At 45.6% G+C, this 19423-nt stretch carries 17 protein-coding genes; all 17 read right to left on the reverse strand.

Annotation, left to right across the window (positions count from 1 at the left end):
- Positions 1 to 4 precede the first annotated feature (4 nt).
- A complete protein-coding gene (locus KP77_RS14540) occupies positions 5 to 829 on the reverse strand; it encodes a carbohydrate ABC transporter permease (protein ID WP_041123471.1) in 825 nt (274 codons plus the stop codon).
- Positions 826 to 1680 carry a carbohydrate ABC transporter permease gene (locus KP77_RS14545; RefSeq protein WP_041123472.1) on the reverse strand — a complete coding sequence of 285 codons (855 nt, stop codon included), beginning with the start codon at positions 1678 to 1680 and terminating at the stop codon, positions 826 to 828. Before KP77_RS14545 ends, KP77_RS14540 begins: the two co-directional genes overlap by 4 nt.
- Positions 1681 to 2148: 468 nt before the next feature.
- Positions 2149 to 3447: an ABC transporter substrate-binding protein gene (locus tag KP77_RS14550; RefSeq protein WP_041123473.1), complete on the reverse strand. Its 1299-nt coding sequence runs from the start codon at positions 3445 to 3447 to the stop codon at positions 2149 to 2151.
- Between the two features lie 416 nt (positions 3448 to 3863).
- On the reverse strand, positions 3864 to 4802 hold the full coding sequence (locus KP77_RS14555; protein ID WP_041123474.1) for an aldose epimerase family protein: 939 nt from the start codon (positions 4800 to 4802) through the stop codon (positions 3864 to 3866).
- Positions 4783 to 6309: a UDP-glucose--hexose-1-phosphate uridylyltransferase gene (galT, locus tag KP77_RS14560; protein ID WP_041123475.1), complete on the reverse strand. Its 1527-nt coding sequence runs from the start codon at positions 6307 to 6309 to the stop codon at positions 4783 to 4785. The genes KP77_RS14555 and galT overlap by 20 nt, the downstream gene beginning before the upstream one ends.
- Positions 6306 to 7304 carry a UDP-glucose 4-epimerase GalE gene (galE, locus tag KP77_RS14565; RefSeq protein ID WP_041123476.1) on the reverse strand — a complete coding sequence of 333 codons (999 nt, stop codon included), beginning with the start codon at positions 7302 to 7304 and terminating at the stop codon, positions 6306 to 6308. The genes galT and galE overlap by 4 nt, the downstream gene beginning before the upstream one ends.
- A 163-nt stretch (positions 7305 to 7467) precedes the next feature.
- Positions 7468 to 7980, reverse strand: coding sequence for a manganese efflux pump MntP (locus KP77_RS14570; protein WP_041123477.1), 513 nt, complete (start codon positions 7978 to 7980; stop codon positions 7468 to 7470).
- A gap of 240 nt (positions 7981 to 8220) precedes the next feature.
- Positions 8221 to 9273, reverse strand: a complete 1053-nt coding sequence (locus KP77_RS14575; protein WP_041123478.1) for an L-threonylcarbamoyladenylate synthase — start codon at positions 9271 to 9273, stop codon at positions 8221 to 8223.
- 183 nt (positions 9274 to 9456) lie between these two features.
- A complete protein-coding gene (locus KP77_RS14580; protein WP_041123479.1) occupies positions 9457 to 10014 on the reverse strand; it encodes a stage II sporulation protein R in 558 nt (185 codons plus the stop codon).
- Between the two features lie 302 nt (positions 10015 to 10316).
- Positions 10317 to 11177 (reverse strand): peptide chain release factor N(5)-glutamine methyltransferase, encoded by an 861-nt coding sequence (gene prmC / locus KP77_RS14585; RefSeq protein WP_041123480.1) that lies wholly within the window; start codon positions 11175 to 11177, stop codon positions 10317 to 10319.
- Positions 11164 to 12243 (reverse strand): peptide chain release factor 1, encoded by a 1080-nt coding sequence (gene prfA / locus KP77_RS14590; protein WP_041123481.1) that lies wholly within the window; start codon positions 12241 to 12243, stop codon positions 11164 to 11166. The genes prmC and prfA overlap by 14 nt, the downstream gene beginning before the upstream one ends.
- A 290-nt stretch (positions 12244 to 12533) precedes the next feature.
- The gene (locus KP77_RS14595) at positions 12534 to 13136 is read right to left on the reverse strand and encodes a thymidine kinase (RefSeq protein WP_041123482.1); all 603 of its coding nucleotides are present in this window, start codon (positions 13134 to 13136) and stop codon (positions 12534 to 12536) included.
- 527 nt (positions 13137 to 13663) lie between these two features.
- Positions 13664 to 13864: a 50S ribosomal protein L31 gene (gene rpmE / locus KP77_RS14600; protein WP_041123483.1), complete on the reverse strand. Its 201-nt coding sequence runs from the start codon at positions 13862 to 13864 to the stop codon at positions 13664 to 13666.
- Between the two features lie 518 nt (positions 13865 to 14382).
- Positions 14383 to 15657 (reverse strand): transcription termination factor Rho, encoded by a 1275-nt coding sequence (gene rho, locus KP77_RS14605; RefSeq protein ID WP_041123484.1) that lies wholly within the window; start codon positions 15655 to 15657, stop codon positions 14383 to 14385.
- A gap of 602 nt (positions 15658 to 16259) precedes the next feature.
- Positions 16260 to 17222, reverse strand: a complete 963-nt coding sequence (gene glpX / locus KP77_RS14610) for a class II fructose-bisphosphatase (RefSeq protein WP_041123485.1) — start codon at positions 17220 to 17222, stop codon at positions 16260 to 16262.
- Between the two features lie 74 nt (positions 17223 to 17296).
- Positions 17297 to 18583 carry a UDP-N-acetylglucosamine 1-carboxyvinyltransferase gene (locus tag KP77_RS14615; RefSeq protein WP_041123486.1) on the reverse strand — a complete coding sequence of 429 codons (1287 nt, stop codon included), beginning with the start codon at positions 18581 to 18583 and terminating at the stop codon, positions 17297 to 17299.
- Between the two features lie 85 nt (positions 18584 to 18668).
- Entirely contained in the window at positions 18669 to 19313 is a 645-nt protein-coding gene (fsa, locus tag KP77_RS14620; RefSeq protein WP_041123487.1) for a fructose-6-phosphate aldolase, read from the reverse strand.
- Positions 19314 to 19423 lie beyond the last annotated feature (110 nt).

Raw genomic sequence — 19423 nt, forward strand, 5'->3', positions numbered from 1 at the left:
CTCCTTATTTCACTGCACTTCCAAGCATTCCTGAAATAAACTGGCGCTGAAGAAGCAGGAAGAAAATAATAATTGGTATCGTTGCAATCGTTACACCCGCCATTACCTGACCGTAGTCGATACGGGACAGTCCGAATAATGTTGAAAGTGCAACCGGGAATGTGTACATATCGGTTGTTGATAATGCAATAAGCGGCCACAGGAAGCTGTTCCACTGATAAAGGAACAGGAAGATCGCTGTTGCAGCAAGTGCCGGCTTCATAGATGGAAGCACGATACGGAAAAAGATTTTCCACTCCCCTGCCCCGTCGATCCGCGCAGCTTCAATTAATGAAGTTGGGAACGCCAGGAGGTTCTGTCTCATCAGAAAGATTGCAAATGGATAAGCCAGGTTTGGCAGAATCACTGCCTGGTAAGTATTCAGCCAGTTCAGTGCTGCCATCATTTTAAAAAGCGGGATAATCGTTGCATGGTAAGGCACCATCATCGAAAGAAGGAAGATCGTGAAAATAATATTTCTTCCTTTGAAGTCGAACTTTGCAAATGCATAAGCAGCCATCGTACAAATAAACAGTGCTAACACGGTATACGTTACTGCAATAAATAATGAGTTAAACATGACACGTCCGATGCCAATTGATTCATTCAGGTTTCGGATATTTTCCATGAGCATGCTGCCCGGCAATAGCGTAGGCGGCTGGGAGAACATGCTTCCACTCGTATTCGTCGCACCAATTGCAGCCCAGTAAAACGGGAACAAAGAAACGAGCGCACCAATGATTAAAGCAATATATAAGAGGATTCTTTTCGTCGTCTTGTTTTTCTTCATTCCTGATCACCCGTCACTTTAAATTGAATAAATGTCATAACCGCAATCAAAATTACAATTACGTATGCAATGGTTGAAGCGTAGCCGAAATCAAAGAACCGGAATCCAGTCTGATAAAGGTACATCCCGATTGTCAGTGTTGCATCACTCGGTCCGCCATTTGTAAGTACAAACGGCTCATCGAAGAGCTGCAGTGTACCAATTGTGGAAAGAATCGTTGTAAAAAGAATAACCGGCTTCAAATTCGGAATTGTAATAGAGAAAAATTGTCTGATTTTACTTGCGCCATCCATACTTGCCGCTTCATATAATTCTTCCGGAATATTCTGAAGCCCGGCAAGGAAAATAACCATATTGTAACCCACCCATCTCCATGTCATTGCGATGACAAGAGATGCTTTCGCCCAGAACGGATCTGAAAGCCATGGGATTCTGTCAAGTCCAACAGCAGCAATCACCTGATTGACTACTCCATCATTCATCAGCATGATCGAAAAGATAATGGAGTAGGCTACAAGAGATGTAACGGCAGGGAGGAAAAATGATACCCTGAATACGCCTTTAAATTTCAAGAGTGCTGAGTTTAATAGGTTTGCAATAATGAGTGCCAGGAAAATCATAATCGGCACCTGTACGATTAATAGAATAAATGTGTTTTTAAGTGCTGTAATGAAAATATCATCGCTCAGCAGACGCTGAAAGTTATCAAATCCTGTGAATTCCAGGTTGCTTCCCTGACCTGACTGGAAGCTCAGGATCAGTGAGTAAATAATCGGGTATGCCATAAAAATTGAGAATAAAATGACTGCCGGTCCGACAAACATATAAGGTACTAAAGTTTTTTGTTTCATACTCTACCTTCTTTCGTTCTTTCATTTAGGATTTGCCGCAAGCGGCTTTTTTAACTAACACTTGCAGCTACCCTTCATTTGAAAGCTCTGCATAACCGTGATTGATTTCCGTGGAGGACTTGCCCCGGGCGGGAGTTTCCGTCCTCCACTTCAATCAATCACTTAATTGTTAAGCACTGTTAAGGTTGGCTGTTGATTTCCGCTTCAGGGGAAACGCTTTCCGCATGAGCCGGTTTTTGGCTCCGGTTCAATCGACCCTCCTCGACGCTGCGCGTCTGCGGGGTCTCACCTGTCACGCTTCTCCTGCTGGAGTCGTCCCCCTTTCGCTGCAATCACCAGCTGTGCTAATACAACATTGGGCTTTAACATAGCCATTTGTTAAAATAACTGACGCTGTTATATCTATCGTTAATAAAAGAAGAGATTTAGCAATGGGTGCTGCTAAATCTCTTTTCTTGTCAGACGTTATCAGTTATTGATTTCACGGTCGGTTCTTTCGGCAAGTCTTTCTGCTGCGGCCTGAAGGGCTTCAGCAGGTGGTGTTCCGTTGAACGAATCTGCCTGTGCTTTAATCGCTTCATCAAGTCCGATCGCATAATCTTCTGTGTAGTAAGGTGTTTCTACATCAGCCATTTCATCTGCAAACAGTTCCCAGATCTTCTGGCCGCCAAAGAATTCATCTTCGCTTGTGAAGATCTCTTCTTCATAAGCTGAGTTCAATGAAGGGAATAAGCCGTAATCTTCCATCGCAATGACCTGTGCTTCAGGACTTGTTGAGAAGAACTCAAGGAAGTCATAAGCCGCTTCTTCATTGTCTCCACCTGAAGGAATCATCCAGCTTGATCCACCCAGGTTGGATGCACGGTTGCCGCCTTCTTCAAATGCCGGAAGTAAGAATACGCCCCAGTCACCTGATGTATCCTGCGCCTGGTCAATAATTGTTCCGTAATACCATGCACCAAATGGAATTGTCGCAACTGAGCCATCGATCGTAGCAGACACTGTACCGTTCCAGCCGTCTACTTCTTTAATCAGACCCGCTTCTTCAAACTCCATCTGTTTTTCCATCGCCATGACAGCTTCAGGGCTTGTCAGATCAATGTTTCCATTTTCATCAAAATAGTAAGTTCCCAGCTGATTCAACATCATACGGAAAGTCGGATCATCATTGAACTTATCAAGCGGCATTGCAGCAACGCCTGTTGCTTCCTGAATCTGCTTACCTGCTTCGAGGAAATCGTCCCACGTTTCAATATCATCAGGGCTCACACCGGCTTCTTCAAAAATACTTCTGCGGTAGAACATTCCACCAGGACCCGCATCAAACGGCATTGCATAAAACGAGTCATTCACAGTCGCCAGCTCCTGCTTGAAAGTCGGGAACAGGTCTGCATTATCTTCAAAGCCCATATCTGACAGATTCACAAATCCATCCGGGAATGCCTGTGCGTAACCGCCAATCCGGTCATCCTCTACAAGGACGATATCCGGAAGACCAACGCCTCCTGCAGCAAGCCCTGTTGAAAGTTTGTCATACACGTCAAGACGTCCAATATCTTCTACTTCAATTTTTACGTTCGGGTTCTCTTCCTGATATAAAGCCATTGCATCTTCCAGGGCTCCAACGTTCACGTTCCATGCCCACGCAGTTAATGTTGTTTCGTCTCCATCTCCACCTGAACTGCTTCCACCATCTGAGCCTGAGCATCCTGCGAGCATCATTGCACCTGCAGCTGCCAATCCTGTTGCCGTCCACCACTTCTTCATTTTCTTTCCCCCTTGTTTAAAATGAATAATTGATGTGAGCGATCTGTTTCACCCTGAAAAGATATCCAGTAAAGAAACCGCTTACATTTGATTTGATTTTAGTAAACTTTTTAAACAAAGTCAATATTATTTTAGTAAATTATCTGATTTTTTTATTGTTTCGTTTTACTATTTTACTAATGTCCTTTAACATAACCATTAAAAAAAGACCGGGACAATGGTTGTCTCGGTCTTAAAAATCGGTTCACTGCGCTGAAGGCGGCGCTTTCCGCGCGGTCGGCGGTGAGCCTCCTCGGCGCAAGCGCCTGTGGGGTCTCACCTGTCCGACTGCTCGCGCTGGAGTCGCCGCCTTCAGCTCCGTTCACCTTTAATATTTTATAACACTTATATGCTGTTAAACAGAATCACTTTGACCTCTATTCGTAATCCTTCACAGTCATGGTAAATACCCAGATATGTTCTGATTCTGAGGGGATCTTTGCTACTCGGTCAATTTTGTTGGCTACGTAGACGTCATCGTACATGCCTGTGCATGGTTCGAGTGCGAAGTTATAGTCTCCCTGATAGCCGCCCTGGGTTTTCCAGATTGCAAGATAAGGGATTTTGTCCGGATCAAAAGAATAGTACAGTTCTCTCTTCAGATCTTCCTGTACTGTTCTGCACCAGCCGCTTTCCAGCTTTTTTGCAAAGTAAAACTTTTCTACTGTTTCAGCTTCCGGCGGTTCCATTCTTGAGAGATCGAGCTGTTCTTTTGTTTTCTCAGATGTCGTGATTGGGTACGGGTGATACGTTCCCCATGGTCCCAGATGATCCGTATGTTGCTCCACAGAAATGATTTCATCACATTCCGGAGGCAGTTCAATTCTGGTATGCTCGTTCATATTCAGCAGTGCATGCGGTGCCCATATATAAGCAAATGGTTCTTCACCTGTATTAATCGCTCTGTATCTGAACTCGAGACCATCATCAAGCAATGTAATTGTTTTTCTTAATATATATGGAAACACCGGGCTTGCAACCTGCAGGGTTACACCATTATCAAGCTTCTCTTCTATGTCCCACACCATCGACCAGACCTCACCGTGATCCGGTACTTTGCGGTTATTCATCGGATGCGGCCCCTCATCAATACCGGGGAACATGTCATCATATCCGCTTGGCGTATATTCTCCAAATGCGGAGCCATAGTGTGGCATCGGCAGCTGATCAAGACTTGATTGGAAAAACCACTCATAATCAGCTTTTTTATCATAAAAGCTTGCTACTTTACCGCCAAAATCAGGTAGAATCACAGCTTTTAATGCCTCATTTTCAAGGATCAGCGCCTTTAATCCCTTAAACTCTCCTTCTCTCATCTGTCTGCACCCTTTCAGTGAGCTGTGACGTAAATGCTCTAAATGCCTCAATACCCTGTTCATCCTGTTTGAAAACGCCTGCGTGACTTAACACGATTGAAAAGATCCTGCCTACTTCCTGCTTCAGCAGCCGATCTGCATTTTCAGATGTGATGGATTCCTTTTCTGCAAAGGCCATCACCCACTCTGCATGCTTAGCTGTACGCTCATCAGCCTTCAAACCTTCTGTATTCTGTGAAACCAGATAATCTTTGATCAGCTGAAGCTCCTCTTTCAGTCTGCCCGGCAGTACCGCAAGTCCCATCACTTCAATCAAGCCAATATTTTCTTTCTTAATGGCGTGAACTTCTTCATGCGGATGGAAAAGACCCAGCGGATGCTCTTCAGTTGTACGGTTGTTTCTGAGAACCAGATCCATTTCATATTGGCCACGTCTCATACGCGCAATCGGCGTAACTGTATTATGACGCTCTCCATTTGTCTCGGGCAGAATGTCTGCCTGTTCATCAGCATAACTGATCCAGTTCTGTAAGACACAATCAGCCGCATCAGCTAACAGCCGTTCATCTTTAGAACGTAATCTAATGACAGACATTGGCCACTTTACGACTTCCGCCTGTACACCTTTTACAAACTCAAATGAATACAGCGGTGAGGCCTCAGCCATCGCAAATGTATGGCGGCCACCCTGAAAATGATCATGACTCAGAATCGAACCGCCGACAATCGGCAGGTCTGCATTTGAGCCTACAAAATAGTGAGGGTATTGCCTGACAAAGTCCAGCAGCCGATTAAAGCCTTCTTTGGATACTTTCATCGGACTGTGTTCATTCGAAAAAATGATCGCATGTTCATTATAGTAAACGTAAGGTGAATACTGAAATCCCCATTTTTCTCCGGTCAGCTCAACCGGAATAACCCGGTGATTCTGCCTGGCAGGATGATTCATTCTACCGGCATAGCCAACATTTTCTTTGCATAACAGACATAGCGGATAATTAACTGCCTTTGCTTCCTTTTCAGCAGCAATTGTTTTCGGGTCTTTCTCAGGTTTTGAGAGATTGATGGTCATTTCCAGATCACCATATTCTGTCTGACTGATCCAGTGCTCATTTTTCGCAATCCGGTCCATCCGGATATAATTGCTGTCTTTAGATAATATATAAAAGAATGCTGTCGCTCGTTCAGGTGATTCTGCATATAAACGTCTGAACGTTGCGTTCACTTCAGAAGGCCGTGGCATCAGACAATCCATGATCGCTGCATCAAGCTGATCACGTTCTGTGACTGTTGATACAGCCAGATGCTCCTGTGCCCAGTCCAGCATGTCATTCAAAATACCGGTTGGCGATTCCGCACGTTCAACAGGCGGTTCCGGCTGATCTGTACTATCTTTTTTCAGCACTGCAAGCACCCGGTTACGCGCATAATCCTGATCTTCAGGACTGATCAGATGCTGTTGTAAACCGTATTGCAGCAGACGTTCAATGTGAAGATCAATCGTCATGATTCTCCTCCTTCACGATAACCGTCAGGATGTTTTTCAAACCAGTTCCATGCTGTCTGAATGATCTCTTTCATATCAGTATAAACAGGTGCCCATCCCAGCACTTCTTTGGCTTTATCAGAGGAAGCAATCAGTATAGCAGGGTCTCCTGCTCTGCGCTTCTCGACTGCCGCAGGAATTGCATGACCTGTCACTTCACGTGCAGCATCAATGACCTCCTTCACACTGAAACCGCTGCCGTTGCCAAGGTTAAAGGTATTACTGTCGTGCGAATCAATATGTTCAAGCGCCAGAAGGTGAGCTTCCACAAGGTCCGTTACATGAATATAATCCCGGATACATGTCCCGTCTTCAGTCGGATAGTCATCTCCGAAAATTTTAATCTCAGCACGCTTCCCAAGCGCAACCTGAAGAATGATCGGGATCAGATGTGTTTCCGGTCTGTGGTCCTCTCCGATAATCCCTTCCCTGTCAGCACCTGCTACATTGAAGTATCTAAGCACAGCATATTTGATGCCATAAGCCTGATCAGCCCACTTCAGCATCTTCTCAACCATCAGCTTCGATTCTCCGTAAGGATTGGTCGGTAATGTCTTATCAGACTCTCTGATCGGAACAGTTTCCGGCTCCCCGTAGGCAGCTGCTGTAGAGGAAAATACGATCTTTTTCACATCGTGACGATTCATCGCCTCAAGCAGACTGAGCGTTCCACCTACATTGTTATCAAAGTATTTTAACGGATTTTCCATACTTTCCCCGACCAGTGAATTCGCAGCGAAATGAATCACAGCTTCAATTTTATGCGCACTGAAGATTTGGTCAAGAAACGCTGCATCCTTCAGATTTCCATTATAAAAAGGCACATCCTTGAGTAAAGATGCATTGTGACCAGTCTGCAAATTATCAGCCACTACGACCTCTTTATTTAAACGCTTCAAACCAAGTACAGCGTGACTCCCAATATAACCTGCACCGCCAGTTACTAAAATCGCCATCAACCGACACTCCTTTTCACTATTATTTTACTAAAAGTTTACTACCTATCCCGGTAAAAATCCACCCTGTTATGAAAACGCTTTATTATTAATTTAATGATGCACTTATTTTACCTTATTTTTGATAGAAAATAAAAAGCCCCTTCCTCTTCAGGAAAAGACTTTACTCAATCATCCTAAGCGCCAGTCCAATCAGAATACTCCCGCCAATCACTTCACTGAATCTTCCTGCAGTCAGCGTGACAAAGCTTCCGATGAAAAATCCTAGCCTTGTCATAAGAAACGCTGCAGCACCAAACAAAATCAGTGCTGTTGAATCGGACAGGTCTGTAATGCCAAGTGTGATGCCGATTGACAGACTGTCGAGGCTCACTGCAATTGAAAACGCGATCCATTTCAGCGGGGTGAGAAGCAGCGGCTGGTCCCGTTTTGGTTTGAATCCGGCAAAGATCATCTGAAGTCCAATAAAGATGAGCAACAGCATGCCAAACCAGTTCATTGCATCAAGCAGCGATGAACCAATCAGCATGCCGGCTGCAGGTAATATCATATGTAATCCGCCAACCCCAAGGCTGACAAGCCATTTCACAATTGGTCTGACTGGTTGTGAGCCCGCTGCAATGCTTGCGGATAGCGCATCCATCCCAAGTGCCAGCGCTAGAAAGATTGTCCACATACTGCTCCCCCTTTTGTTCAATGGGATATTGTATGAGGGTAATGGGATGGTTATGCTTTTATGCGGTGATGGTCTTATTCAGCTTGTAAATGGTCAGATGTAGCCTGTAGATGGTCAGATACACCCGGATTGATGGTCGCACGAGAGTTTGAAGTGGTCGTGTCATGGCGATTAATGGTCATGTTAGGATTCGCAGTGGTCGTATCGCGATCCGTGGTTAACATAAAAAACGCCCCTCCCTCAGGAAGAGCGCTGTCTGATCCATTTATGGCCGGCTGCTTTTTCAAGACGATTCATGATCGCTGTGCCGATACCATTTTCGTCAAAAGATTCCGCTAATATTATATCAACATCCGTTTCGTTGAAAGAACGAATGGCGTGATACAGGCTGCGGGCTGTGGCTGCCGGATTGTTTCTTGAGCCGCACACGCTGATGACATCCGCATTTACTTCGGCTGCGAGCTCTCTTGAGGCAAGCAGGCCTACTTTTTTACCTTCCTGCTGAAGGCGATGAACTGTTTTCTGGATCCACTCCGTTTCACCTTCAAGCAGGTAAAGCGGCGCTGTTGGGGCATAGTGCGTATATTTCATACCTGGAGATCTTGGCGCACTTTGTTCTTTTTTAAGCGAAGGATCTGTTGTGACTTCTCCAATACAGGCTGCAATGTCTTCAGCTGAGACGCCGCCCGGGCGCAGAATCATAGGTGGTGTCACTGTGCAGTCTATGACAGTTGATTCAAGCCCGACGCCCGTCTCACCGCCATCAACAATGCCCGCAATCCTTCCGCTCAGATCACCCGCTACGTGAGCAGCAGCGGTCGGACTCGGTTTTCCGCTCGTATTCGCACTCGGGGCAGCAAGCGGTTTCCCTGAACGTCTGATCAGTTCAAGAGCTACCGGATGATCCGGCATCCTGATCCCGATCGTTTCAAGTCCGGCTGTTACAAGATCCGAAAACACACCACTTTTTTTGTTAAATATAATCGTTAAAGGTCCCGGCCAGAATGTTTCCATCAGCTTACTGGCAGTGCTGCTTACTTCAGCTACAAGGCCGCTGAGTTCATCCGTATCTGATATATGGACGATAAGCGGATTATCTGAAGGGCGTCCTTTTGCATCAAAAATGCCCTGTACAGCCTGATCACTCGTTGCATCAGCTCCAAGTCCATAAACGGTTTCAGTCGGAAAGGCGACAACATGTCCATTCCGTAAGCAATCAGCTGCTTCAGAAATCTGTGGATAACCTTTTTGTTTTTCCACATTAATATCCACAGACCAGTGGATAGTTTCCATGTGAATCACCTCTCAAATTACTTTTCTTATTCAATTTGATTTATTTCGACATCCTGTCTTATCAACATTCAGTCCTAAATAATAGTATACTATTTTGATGTTCCTGTGCACAAACTCATTTATTGTCCACAGCTTGTGCATAACTTCATCGAAATTGTGCACAACTTTGTGAATAAGTATGAGTTATCCCCGCTTTTCATTAAAGCGATTCCATTTGTCAGAAATCCAGTTCATAATAAACGATTCAACTTTCACATCTTTTTTCGACACAGTCGTTTCTGGGGATAAGTCGTTCTCACATTCTTCGTTTTCTTCTTCCTGCAAGGTTACTGTCCCGCAGAGTTCCGGAAAAAATGTACACCACCAGTTTTGTCCTTCACCTTTTCCAATCGTTACAACAAGCGTCAGGTACGTCTGACCGTCCGGAAAAGTGTGAGGTTCAAAAGCAGTCGTGACAGTTTGTTCAGGTGTAATCAGCTGTGCTTCTTTATCCACAAGCTGCTGGATTTCAGACAAGTTCGCTTTTAACTTGTCAGTCAGTTCTTTTCTGGTTAAAGGTTCGTGACCAAGCAACTGGATAAGTGCAGGCTGAATTTCCTTAAAGAGCTCCTCCTTATCCGACTGATCTGATACAGTATCACTATTAGCTATTACACGCATTCTGATATCGCTGTCTGCAGCGGATGCTGATGGTGTGAATAGTGTGAGTAAGATTACAAGAATCATTGTTTTTTGAATCATCGTCCATTCCTCCCTGCTGTTACTAGGGCATTGTGGACGGGAATGTGGATTTTTAAACATTCGTTGAATTATTTTTATCTCTGATGAAGGTGGCTGTTGATTTCCGCTGCAGGGGGAACGCTTTCCGCAGGGCGTGCGGTGAGCCTCCTCGAAGCTACGCTTCTGCGGGGTCTCACCTGTCACGCTTCTCCTGCTGGAGTCGTCCCCCTTCCGCTGCAATCACCAGCTGTGAATATACAATGATGGGTTATCATAGCCTTACAATGCTGAATGTGAAGCTATTCATACATCAGGTATTCTTTTTACTTTAGTAACTCACAAAATACCATTCTGTCTTTTCCATTGATGTCATGAATGACTTCTATATGATCATTAGGAAAAGATTTTTTCAGGATGGCTGCGACGATTTGGCTCTGGCCTGCGCCGACTTCAAAGCCGATCAGTCCGGGTCTGTTCATGTGATCAGGCAGCTGTTCACTCATTTTCCTGTAGAGGATCAATCCTTCTTCGTCAGCGAACAATGCTGAATGCGGCTCATGATCAGTGACGATTTCTGACATGGTTTCGATGTCACTGTAAGGAATATACGGCGGGTTTGAGAGAAACACGTCGAAGCTTTCGCCTTCGAGCGGCTGCAGTAGATCGCCTTCTTTAAATACGATATCTGCACTTAACGTTTCGGCATTTCTATTCGCTGTTTTCAAGGCAGCTGCAGATAGATCTGTGGCAGTGACAGACCAGTCAGGGCGCTCAAGCTTCATTGTGATGGCAAGAATACCACTGCCGGTGCCGACATCTGCTGCACGTACATTCTTTTTATGCGCAAAAATCCGGTCTGTTTTCTCAAGCATGTGCCAGATCAATTCTTCAGTTTCAGGTCTCGGAATCAGGACATCCTGATTAACGTCAAAGCGTCTGCCGTAAAATTCTTCATAACCGATAATATGCTGAACGGGAACACCCTCAATATGCTGTTCGACAGCTTTTTTAAAAGCGGCAAACTGTTCATCAGGAAGGCTTTCTCTCATTTGCATATAGAAGTTATTGCGGCTGAGACCTGTGATGTGCCTTAGCAGCAGTTCACCTTCATGGGCTTCACGCTGATGTTCCTCTAAATAAGAAGAAGCCCAATTAAGGGCCTCAAAAAGTTTATACTTCTCCATTATTCATCGCTTCCATCTTCGCTGACTGTTCTTCTAAAACAAGTGCGTCGATGATTTCATCCATTTTCCCCTGAAGGATCTGATCGAGCTTCTGAATCGATAAGCCGATACGGTGATCCGTTACACGGTTTTGCGGGAAGTTATACGTACGGATACGCTCAGAGCGGTCTCCTGTACCGACAGCTGACTTACGGACAGCGTCATACTCAGCACGCGCTTCCTGTTCGAACTTATCGTAAATACGCGCGCGAAGGATTTTCATCGCTTTTTCTTTATTTTTAATCTGGGATTTTTCATCCTGCATTGATACAACGACGCCTGTTGGAACGTGTGTCAGGCGTACTGCTGACATGGTTGTATTAACGGACTGACCACCCGGGCCGCTTGAAGCAAAGGTATCGACACGGATATCTTTTTCATGAATATCCACTTCGACATCTTCTACTTCAGGCAGACATGCAACTGTTGCAGTTGACGTATGAATACGGCCGCCTGATTCAGTCTCAGGAACACGCTGTACGCGGTGAGCTCCGTTTTCATATTTCATCTTGGAATAAGCACCGGTTCCATTGATCATGAATGTGATTTCCTTATAACCGCCAACGCCTGTTGTGCTGGCATCCATCACTTCAATCTTCCATCCCTGCGCTTCAGCGAAACGGCTGTACATGCGGTAAAGGTCGCCTGCAAATAATGCAGCTTCATCTCCGCCGGCAGCGCCACGCACTTCCATGATTACGTTTTTATCATCGTTTGGATCTTTTGGTAAAAGGAGTACGTGAAGCTTTTCTTCGAGTTCTTCAATCTCAGCAGAAAGTTCATTGACTTCTTCTTTCACCATATCACGCATATCAGCATCAAGTTTTTCATTCAGCATTTCTTTTGCGTCTTTGTGTTGTGCGAAAACTTCTTTATAACGGCGGTATGTCTCAACAGTTTCTGACAGGTCAGATTGTTCTTTTGAGTACTCCCGGAGTTTATTTGTATCGTTGACGATCTCAGGGTCACTGAGCATTTCATTCAGCTTGTCATAGCGGTCTTCTACCGCTTGTAATCGATCAAACATGTTATCTTCACCTCTATAGTAAGTATATCCGATGCGTGAGGGTCTCACAACTGAAATCAGCGTCTTTATAAGCGGATGATGGCAACTTCAGGCGGAGGCTTTCCGGACGGCGGTCGCTGAGCCTCCTCGGCTTCGCCTGCGGGGTCTCAGCTGTCCCGCTTATCGTCCCGGAGTCCCCGCCTTACGTTGCCATCATCCTTAATTTTCACTTTTAAGACATACGCCTTAAAAAGAGAACCATTCTCTCCAATCGGCATATGAAGAAAATGATTCTCTATTCTATCAGCAGGTTATGCTTTTTCTGTAGAAACGGTTACGCCTGTTGGGACTTCGTGGTGATGGCGGCAGCGGGGCTCGTAGGCTTCTGATGCGCCAACGAGGATGACTGGATCGTCGTAGCCTGCCGGACGTCCTTCGATCAGGCGCTGTGTTCTGCTTGCAGGTGATCCGCACACTGCACATACAGCCTGAAGCTTTGTTACCTGTTCTGCTAGTGACATCAGGTGGGGAACAGGACCAAATGGCTCTCCTCTGAAATCCTGATCCAGACCGGCTGTGATGACGCGGAATCCTTTATCTGCAAGCTGCGTGACAACGTCCACAACTTCTTCATCAAAAAACTGAACTTCATCGATTGCAATCAGATCCGCTTTTTCAGTTACCTGTTCGAGGATTTCTGAAGAATGCTCTACAGGTACTGCGATAACTGAAGCACCATTATGGGATACAATGGCTTCTTCGCTGTAGCGGTCATCAAGTTTTGGTTTGAATACGAGGATATGCTGTCTTGCAAATTGTGCGCGTCTGACACGCCTGATTAATTCTTCTGATTTACCGGAGAACATACTTCCGCAAATCACTTCCACCCAGCCCGTCTGTTTCGTTACATACACGTTTCCTTCAGCTCCTTTGGTTCAATAGCAGTAAGCTTATGTAAAAGTTTGTTATCCTTTTAAAAGCCGCTGTCTCTTTCCGTAGGGGACTCCGCTTTCCTATCCCATCCTGGGGCGGGAGTCTGCGTCCCCCCACTCCAAGAGCCAGCTGTTTTTGTCAAATTAACACATATATAAAAGCATTTTTATACAAATTTTTCATCTGCAATATAATCTTAGTCTATTGAAAAACACCTCTTCATTCAAGAGGCGATTTGAGTAGGTCTGTTGTTTTATTCCCTTATTTGGCGAAATTAACCGTAAAAAAACAGGCAAGAATTTGATTCTCGCCTGTTTTGATTGTAAAGCTTAGCATACAGTCGGAACTTACATACGCTGTCCAGCTCCGACTCGCAGGGACTAGCAGACTGCCCGTCCACTCGTACGATAAGTCATCATCGAATCGCTTCGCTCTTCGTGATTCCTTTATCTCCGTCGTGACCGGTCCAGTCTGTACGTCCCTAAACGCTCGCCTACGCTTTTCTAATTTACTTAAGACCGTATTTTTTGTTGAAGCGATCAACACGGCCGTCCGCTGCTGCGAACTTCTGACGTCCTGTGTAGAATGGATGGCATTCTGAGCATACCTCAATACGAATGTCTTCCTTAACAGAACCTGTTTCAAACTCATTACCGCAAGTGCATGATACCTTTGCAGCTTTGTAATTTGGATGAATATCAGTTTTCATCTCAGTCATCTCCTTCCGCCCTGAACCATCTGGAACAGAGTAAGTATCTTACATACTAGCATGGTGCCCAAACATTTTCAAGCACGCTGCTTATATTATAGCAGGGTGAAAGTTGTGAGGCAACATGGTATTTGAAAAATGTTTTCTTTAAAAAACGCTGTTGGTTTCCGTGGAGGGCTTCGCTTTCCTGCCCCCGGGCGGTGAGCCTCCTCGAGCTTCGCTCTGTGGGGTCTCACCTGTCCCTTCCTGGGGCGGGAGTCTACGCCCTCCACTCCAACCAACAGCTGAGGATGATTATGACATAAATGATAATGACTAAAACAATGTTTCTAATTCATACTTAGTGTAACGGAGCGTAAGGCGGTGACTCCAGGACGAATAGAGGGAAGCTGAGACCCCACAGCCGAAGGCGAGGAGGCCATATCGGACCACAAAACGGTCCACCGTCCGGAAAGCATCCGCCTGAAGCGCAGTGGAACGGTTATAGAGACAATTACTTCAGTATCAGACTATATTGTTTATGACTTACGTCCACTCGTCTTCATTTCTTCAGTCAGGTTTTCAAAGAATTCCTGATTCGTTTTAGTCTGGCGGATTTTGCGGATCAGGCGCTCGCCGAAGTCATGTGAGTCTGACAGCGCGCGGCGAATTGCCCATAGTTTATCAAGGTGATCTTTTGGTACAAGCAGCTCTTCTTTACGTGTTCCGCTGCGGCGGACGTCGATTGCAGGGAAGATCCGGCGCTCGGCCATGCTGCGGTCAAGGTGAAGTTCCATATTACCTGTTCCCTTGAATTCCTCGTAGATTACTTCATCCATACGTGAGCCTGTATCAACAAGGGCAGTCGCAAGAATAGTTAAGCTTCCGCCTTCCTCGATATTACGGGCAGCACCGAAGAAGCGTTTTGGACGGTGGAATGCAGCAGGATCAATACCACCTGAAAGTGTACGGCCGCTTGGTGGGATCACAAGGTTATACGCACGTGCAAGACGAGTAATACTGTCCATCAGGATGACGACGTCACGCTTGTGCTCAACCAGTCTCATTGCCCGTTCAAGTACAAGCTCTGCCACTTTAATATGGTTTTCAGGTACCTCATCAAATGTTGAGCTGACAACATCAGCATTAACAGAACGTTCGATATCTGTTACTTCCTCAGGACGCTCATCAATCAGCAGCACAATCAGTTCCGCCTCAGGATGATTTGTCGTAACGGAATTAGCGATTTCTTTTAACAGCATGGTTTTACCTGCTTTTGGCGGGGCAACGATTAGTCCACGCTGACCAAATCCAACAGGTGAAACCAGGTCCATGATGCGTGTTGAAAGCTGGCGCGGCTGGTTTTCAAGCTTGATCTGACGGTCCGGGTACAGCGGCGTCAGTGCAGGAAAATGCACGCGCTCTTTTGACGTCTCAGGATCATCACCATTCACTGCTTCTACGTGAAGAAGTCCAAAGTAACGCTCATTTTCTTTTGGCGGTCTTACTTTACCGGAAACTTTGTCACCATTACGCAGGTCAAAGCGGCGGATCTGTGAAGCTGAGATATAAATATCCTCTGAGCTTGGAGAGTAGTTGATCGGACGCAGGAATCCGAAGCCTTCTGACTGAATGACTTCAAGTACGCCTTCCATAAAGAAGAAACCTTCCTGTTCTGCACGTGATTTCAGGATTGCAAAAATCAGTTCTTTCTTCGTCAGCTTGCTATAATAAGATACTCGGTATTCTTTTGCAAGCTCATATAATTCTTTTAATTTCATATTGTCGAGTGACGACATTTTTAATTCTTCCATTAAGGACACCACACTTCTGTTTTTTTAAATGCTTCTTCAGCGAATCTATTGTGCTTGAATGTTTTTTGTGAGGATAACTTGTTGAAATAGAGGTTGTGTAGCTGAAGTCATTCATTATTCTACTCTTATTTATACAGACAATCAACGGTGAAAATTGTCGCCAGGTCAGTACTTGTATAACCGCTTGTGATTTCCACTTCAGGGGGACGCTTTCCGGACGGTGGTTGCTAAGCCTCCTCGCCTTTGGCTGCGGGGTCTCAGCTTCCCACTTATCGTCCCGGAGTCGCCCCCTGCAGCGAGGATCAACGCTTTGAAATCTTTAAATACAAGTCAGACACTGATATATATTCTTTAATTTATTCTGTTTAAACATTCTATTTTTAAAACTAATACTGAGCGAAAAGCATATTGAGTAATTTCTCGGAGTTCAGGACGAAGACTCCTGCGGAAAAACGATCGTGAAAGACCCCGGAAGGCAGTGGTTTTCTGCCTGGCCTGAGCGTTCGTCCGCGGAAAGCGAAGTCCTGAACGGAGAGAAATTACGGTTCCTACTATAACTAAACGAAAAAACTCCAGGTTATGATCCCGGAGCTTTTCGAATGTTACTTCATGACAAGATTCGGCTTTTTCTTCAGGCTGTGTGTTCCTTTGATAAAACGGACGGTGCCTGATTTCGCGCGCATAACGAGCGAGTCAGTCTCTCCGTATGTAGCTTTGAACTGTACGCCTTTTAACAGTTCGCCATCTGTCACACCTGTTGCTGCGAAGATTGCGTCATCGCCGCGAACGAGGTCTTCCATGCGCAGTACCTGGCTGACATCAATATTCATCGCCTTGCAGCGTTCTGCTTCTTCTTCATTTTGCGGGAGGAGACGGCCCTGGATTTCGCCGCCGAGGCACTTCAGGCCAACTGCAGCGATTACGCCTTCAGGAGCTCCACCTGATCCAAAAAGAATGTCGACACCAGTCGTATCAAATGCTGTATTGATCGCTCCTGCCACATCGCCGTCACCAATCAGCTTGATTCGGGCACCAGCAGCGCGCAGTTCTTCGATAATTTTCGCATGACGATCGCGGTTCAAAATCGTCGCTACTACGTCTTCGATATCTTTATTCTTGGCTTTTGCGACCGCTCTGAGGTTATCAATGACTGGTGCATTGATATCGATACAGCCCACAGCTTCAGGACCGACTGCAATTTTATCCATATACATATCAGGTGCATTCAGCAGATTTCCGTGGTCTGCCACGGCAAGTACCGCAAGTGCGTTCCAGCCGCCTGAAGCAACAATATTTGTGCCTTCTAATGGATCTACTGCCACGTCGAGACGGGGGCCGTATCCTGTACCGAGTTTTTCACCGATATAAAGCATTGGCGCTTCATCCATTTCGCCTTCACCGATCACAACTGTACCCTTCATCGGGATGGTGTCGAATACATCACGCATCGCAGTTGTCGCTGCGTCATCTGCTTCATTTTTTAACCCGCGTCCCATCCATCTTGCTGACGATAAAGCGGCTGCTTCTGTTACCCGTACAAGCTCCATTGATAAACTGCGTTCCATGTCCATCATCCCCTCGTGATTTGTCATGAATCAGTATAACACATTATTTTTCAATATGACATACTATTTAAGAACTATGCGTTATTTACCTGTTCAAGCTCTTCAGCTGACATTTCTTCACGCCAAATCACCGCTCCGAGTCCTGAAAGCTTTTCAATCAGATCACTGTAGCCGCGGTCAATATGTTCAAGACCGGTTACTTCAGTGATACCTTCAGCCATGAGCCCTGCAATCACAAGCGCTGCACCCGCTCTCAGGTCAGATGCCTTCACGCGTGCACCCTGAAGGACAGATGGACCGTAGACAATGGCTGCACGACCCTCTGTTTTAATATTCGCATTCATCCGCTTCAGCTCATCGATGTGCTTAAAGCGCGCTGAATAAATCGTATCTGTTACCATCGCCGTTCCGTGGATTTTGGTCATGAGTGACGTCATCGGCTGCTGCAGATCTGTCGGGAATCCAGGATACACAAGCGTCTGTATATCAATCGATTTCAGGTTCTCTGACTTTCCGATATAGACATCCTCATCGCCGATTTCGACAGGCACACCCATTTCACGCAGCTTCGCAATCAATGATTCGACATGGAGCGGGATGACATTATTAATGGTCACACCTTCTCCTGCTGCCGCCGCTAAAATCATAAAGGTTCCTGCTTCGATTCTGTCAGGAATAATTGTGTGACGGGTGCCGTGAAGCTCATCAACACCTTCAATCCGGATCACATTAGTCCCTGCACCTTTAATGTTTGCACCCATATTGCTTAAGAGTGTAGCCACATCAATGATTTCAGGTTCCTTTGCAGCATTTTCAATAATCGTCTGACCCTTCGCTCTGACAGCTGCAAGCATAATATTAATCGTCGCACCTACACTGACAACATCTAAATAAATCCGTGCGCCTTTTAATTCATCAGCACGAAGATACAAGGCACCCTGCTCATTTGTAACAGTGGCACCAAGCGCTTCAAATCCTTTAATATGTTGATCAATTGGACGCGGTCCCAGGTAGCAGCCACCAGGCAGTCCGATTGCCGCTTTTTTAAATTTACCAAGCATTGCACCCATCAGATAATAAGAAGCACGCAGCTTTTTAACGCGTCCGTTCGGTAATGGCATTGCCACCATGCCTTCAGGATTCACACGCATTTCGCCATCTTCAAATTCAACACTTCCACCAATTTCCTCAAGCAGTGCTTTTAAAGTATGAACATCTGATATATCAGGCAAACCTTCAATGACAGTCGGTGAATCTGCGAGAATGGTCGCTGGAATCAGTGCCACTGCACTGTTTTTTGCACCGCTGACTTTGATGTTTCCTTTAAGGGGATTGCCCCCTTCAATTTTTAATTTCTCCATTACTTGAAGCTCCTTCCGAACCAGCTTTATGTCTTTTTATGATGTGTATTTCGAGCTGAATCATGTGTGAAGGAAGCAGGGATTTTTATGATTTACGATTATTCCAGTCATTTAGAAACGCTTCAATTCCTGCTTCCGTTAATGGGTGTTTAAATAGTTGATGCAGCACCTTTGATGGGCATGTCGCAATATGCGCCCCGTTCAGCGCTGCCTGAGTGACATGCATCGGGTGACGGATTGATGCTGCGATAATTTCTGATTTAATGTCATGCATAATGAACATTTCAGAAATTGTGCTGATCAGATCCATCCCGTCGTGACCAATGTCATCCAGTCTGCCAAGGAACGGTGATACATACGACGCACCTGCACGCGCTGCCATCAGCGCCTGGTTCGCACTGAAAATCAGCGTGACATTTGTTTTAATGCCTTCTTTAGCAAATGCAGCCGTTGCTTTCAGTCCATCTGGTGTCATGGGGACTTTAACGGTGATATTCGGTGCGATTGCAGCCAGCTCTTTTCCTTCTCTGATCATACCTTCTGCATCAAGAGAAATCACTTCAGCACTGACTGAACCGTCTACTAACGAGGTGATTTCTTTCAGCCGGTCATGGAATGAAATGCCTTCCTTTGCAACAAGCGACGGATTAGTCGTAACCCCGTCAATAATCCCCCAGCTGTGTGCTTCCTTGATCTCATCCATATTTGCTGTATCAATGAAAAATTTCAATATGATCCCATCCTTTGTTATGTATTTGGTTTGTGCTTACTATAATAACCGTTGATCTGCGCTTCAGGCGGACGCTTTCCGGACGGAGGTTGCTGAGCCTCCTCGCCTTC

Origin of the sequence: Jeotgalibacillus alimentarius, assembly GCF_000829445.1 — a bacterium.
GTDB classification, from domain to species: domain Bacteria; phylum Bacillota; class Bacilli; order Bacillales; family Jeotgalibacillaceae; genus Jeotgalibacillus; species Jeotgalibacillus alimentarius.

Bases quoted from the DNA above. Each gene is read 5' to 3' on its own strand.
- rho (WP_041123484.1), bottom strand. From the start codon at position 15,657: ATGGAAGAATTAAAAATGTCGTCACTCGACAATATGAAATTAAAAGAA.
- KP77_RS14615 (WP_041123486.1), bottom strand. From the start codon at position 18,583: ATGGAGAAATTAAAAATTGAAGGGGGCAATCCCCTTAAAGGAAACATC.
- glpX (WP_041123485.1), bottom strand. From the start codon at position 17,222: ATGGAACGCAGTTTATCAATGGAGCTTGTACGGGTAACAGAAGCAGCC.
- prmC (WP_041123480.1), bottom strand. From the start codon at position 11,177: ATGGAGAAGTATAAACTTTTTGAGGCCCTTAATTGGGCTTCTTCTTAT.
- galE (WP_041123476.1), bottom strand. From the start codon at position 7,304: ATGGCGATTTTAGTAACTGGCGGTGCAGGTTATATTGGGAGTCACGCT.
- KP77_RS14545 (WP_041123472.1), bottom strand. From the start codon at position 1,680: ATGAAACAAAAAACTTTAGTACCTTATATGTTTGTCGGACCGGCAGTC.
- galT (WP_041123475.1), bottom strand. From the start codon at position 6,309: ATGACGATTGATCTTCACATTGAACGTCTGCTGCAATACGGTTTACAA.
- KP77_RS14555 (WP_041123474.1), bottom strand. From the start codon at position 4,802: ATGAGAGAAGGAGAGTTTAAGGGATTAAAGGCGCTGATCCTTGAAAAT.
- KP77_RS14550 (WP_041123473.1), bottom strand. From the start codon at position 3,447: ATGAAGAAGTGGTGGACGGCAACAGGATTGGCAGCTGCAGGTGCAATG.
- KP77_RS14575 (WP_041123478.1), bottom strand. From the start codon at position 9,273: ATGGAAACTATCCACTGGTCTGTGGATATTAATGTGGAAAAACAAAAA.
- KP77_RS14580 (WP_041123479.1), bottom strand. From the start codon at position 10,014: ATGATTCAAAAAACAATGATTCTTGTAATCTTACTCACACTATTCACA.
- prfA (WP_041123481.1), bottom strand. From the start codon at position 12,243: ATGTTTGATCGATTACAAGCGGTAGAAGACCGCTATGACAAGCTGAAT.
- KP77_RS14540 (WP_041123471.1), bottom strand. From the start codon at position 829: ATGAAGAAAAACAAGACGACGAAAAGAATCCTCTTATATATTGCTTTA.
- rpmE (WP_041123483.1), bottom strand. From the start codon at position 13,864: ATGAAAACTGATATTCATCCAAATTACAAAGCTGCAAAGGTATCATGC.
- KP77_RS14570 (WP_041123477.1), bottom strand. From the start codon at position 7,980: ATGTGGACAATCTTTCTAGCGCTGGCACTTGGGATGGATGCGCTATCC.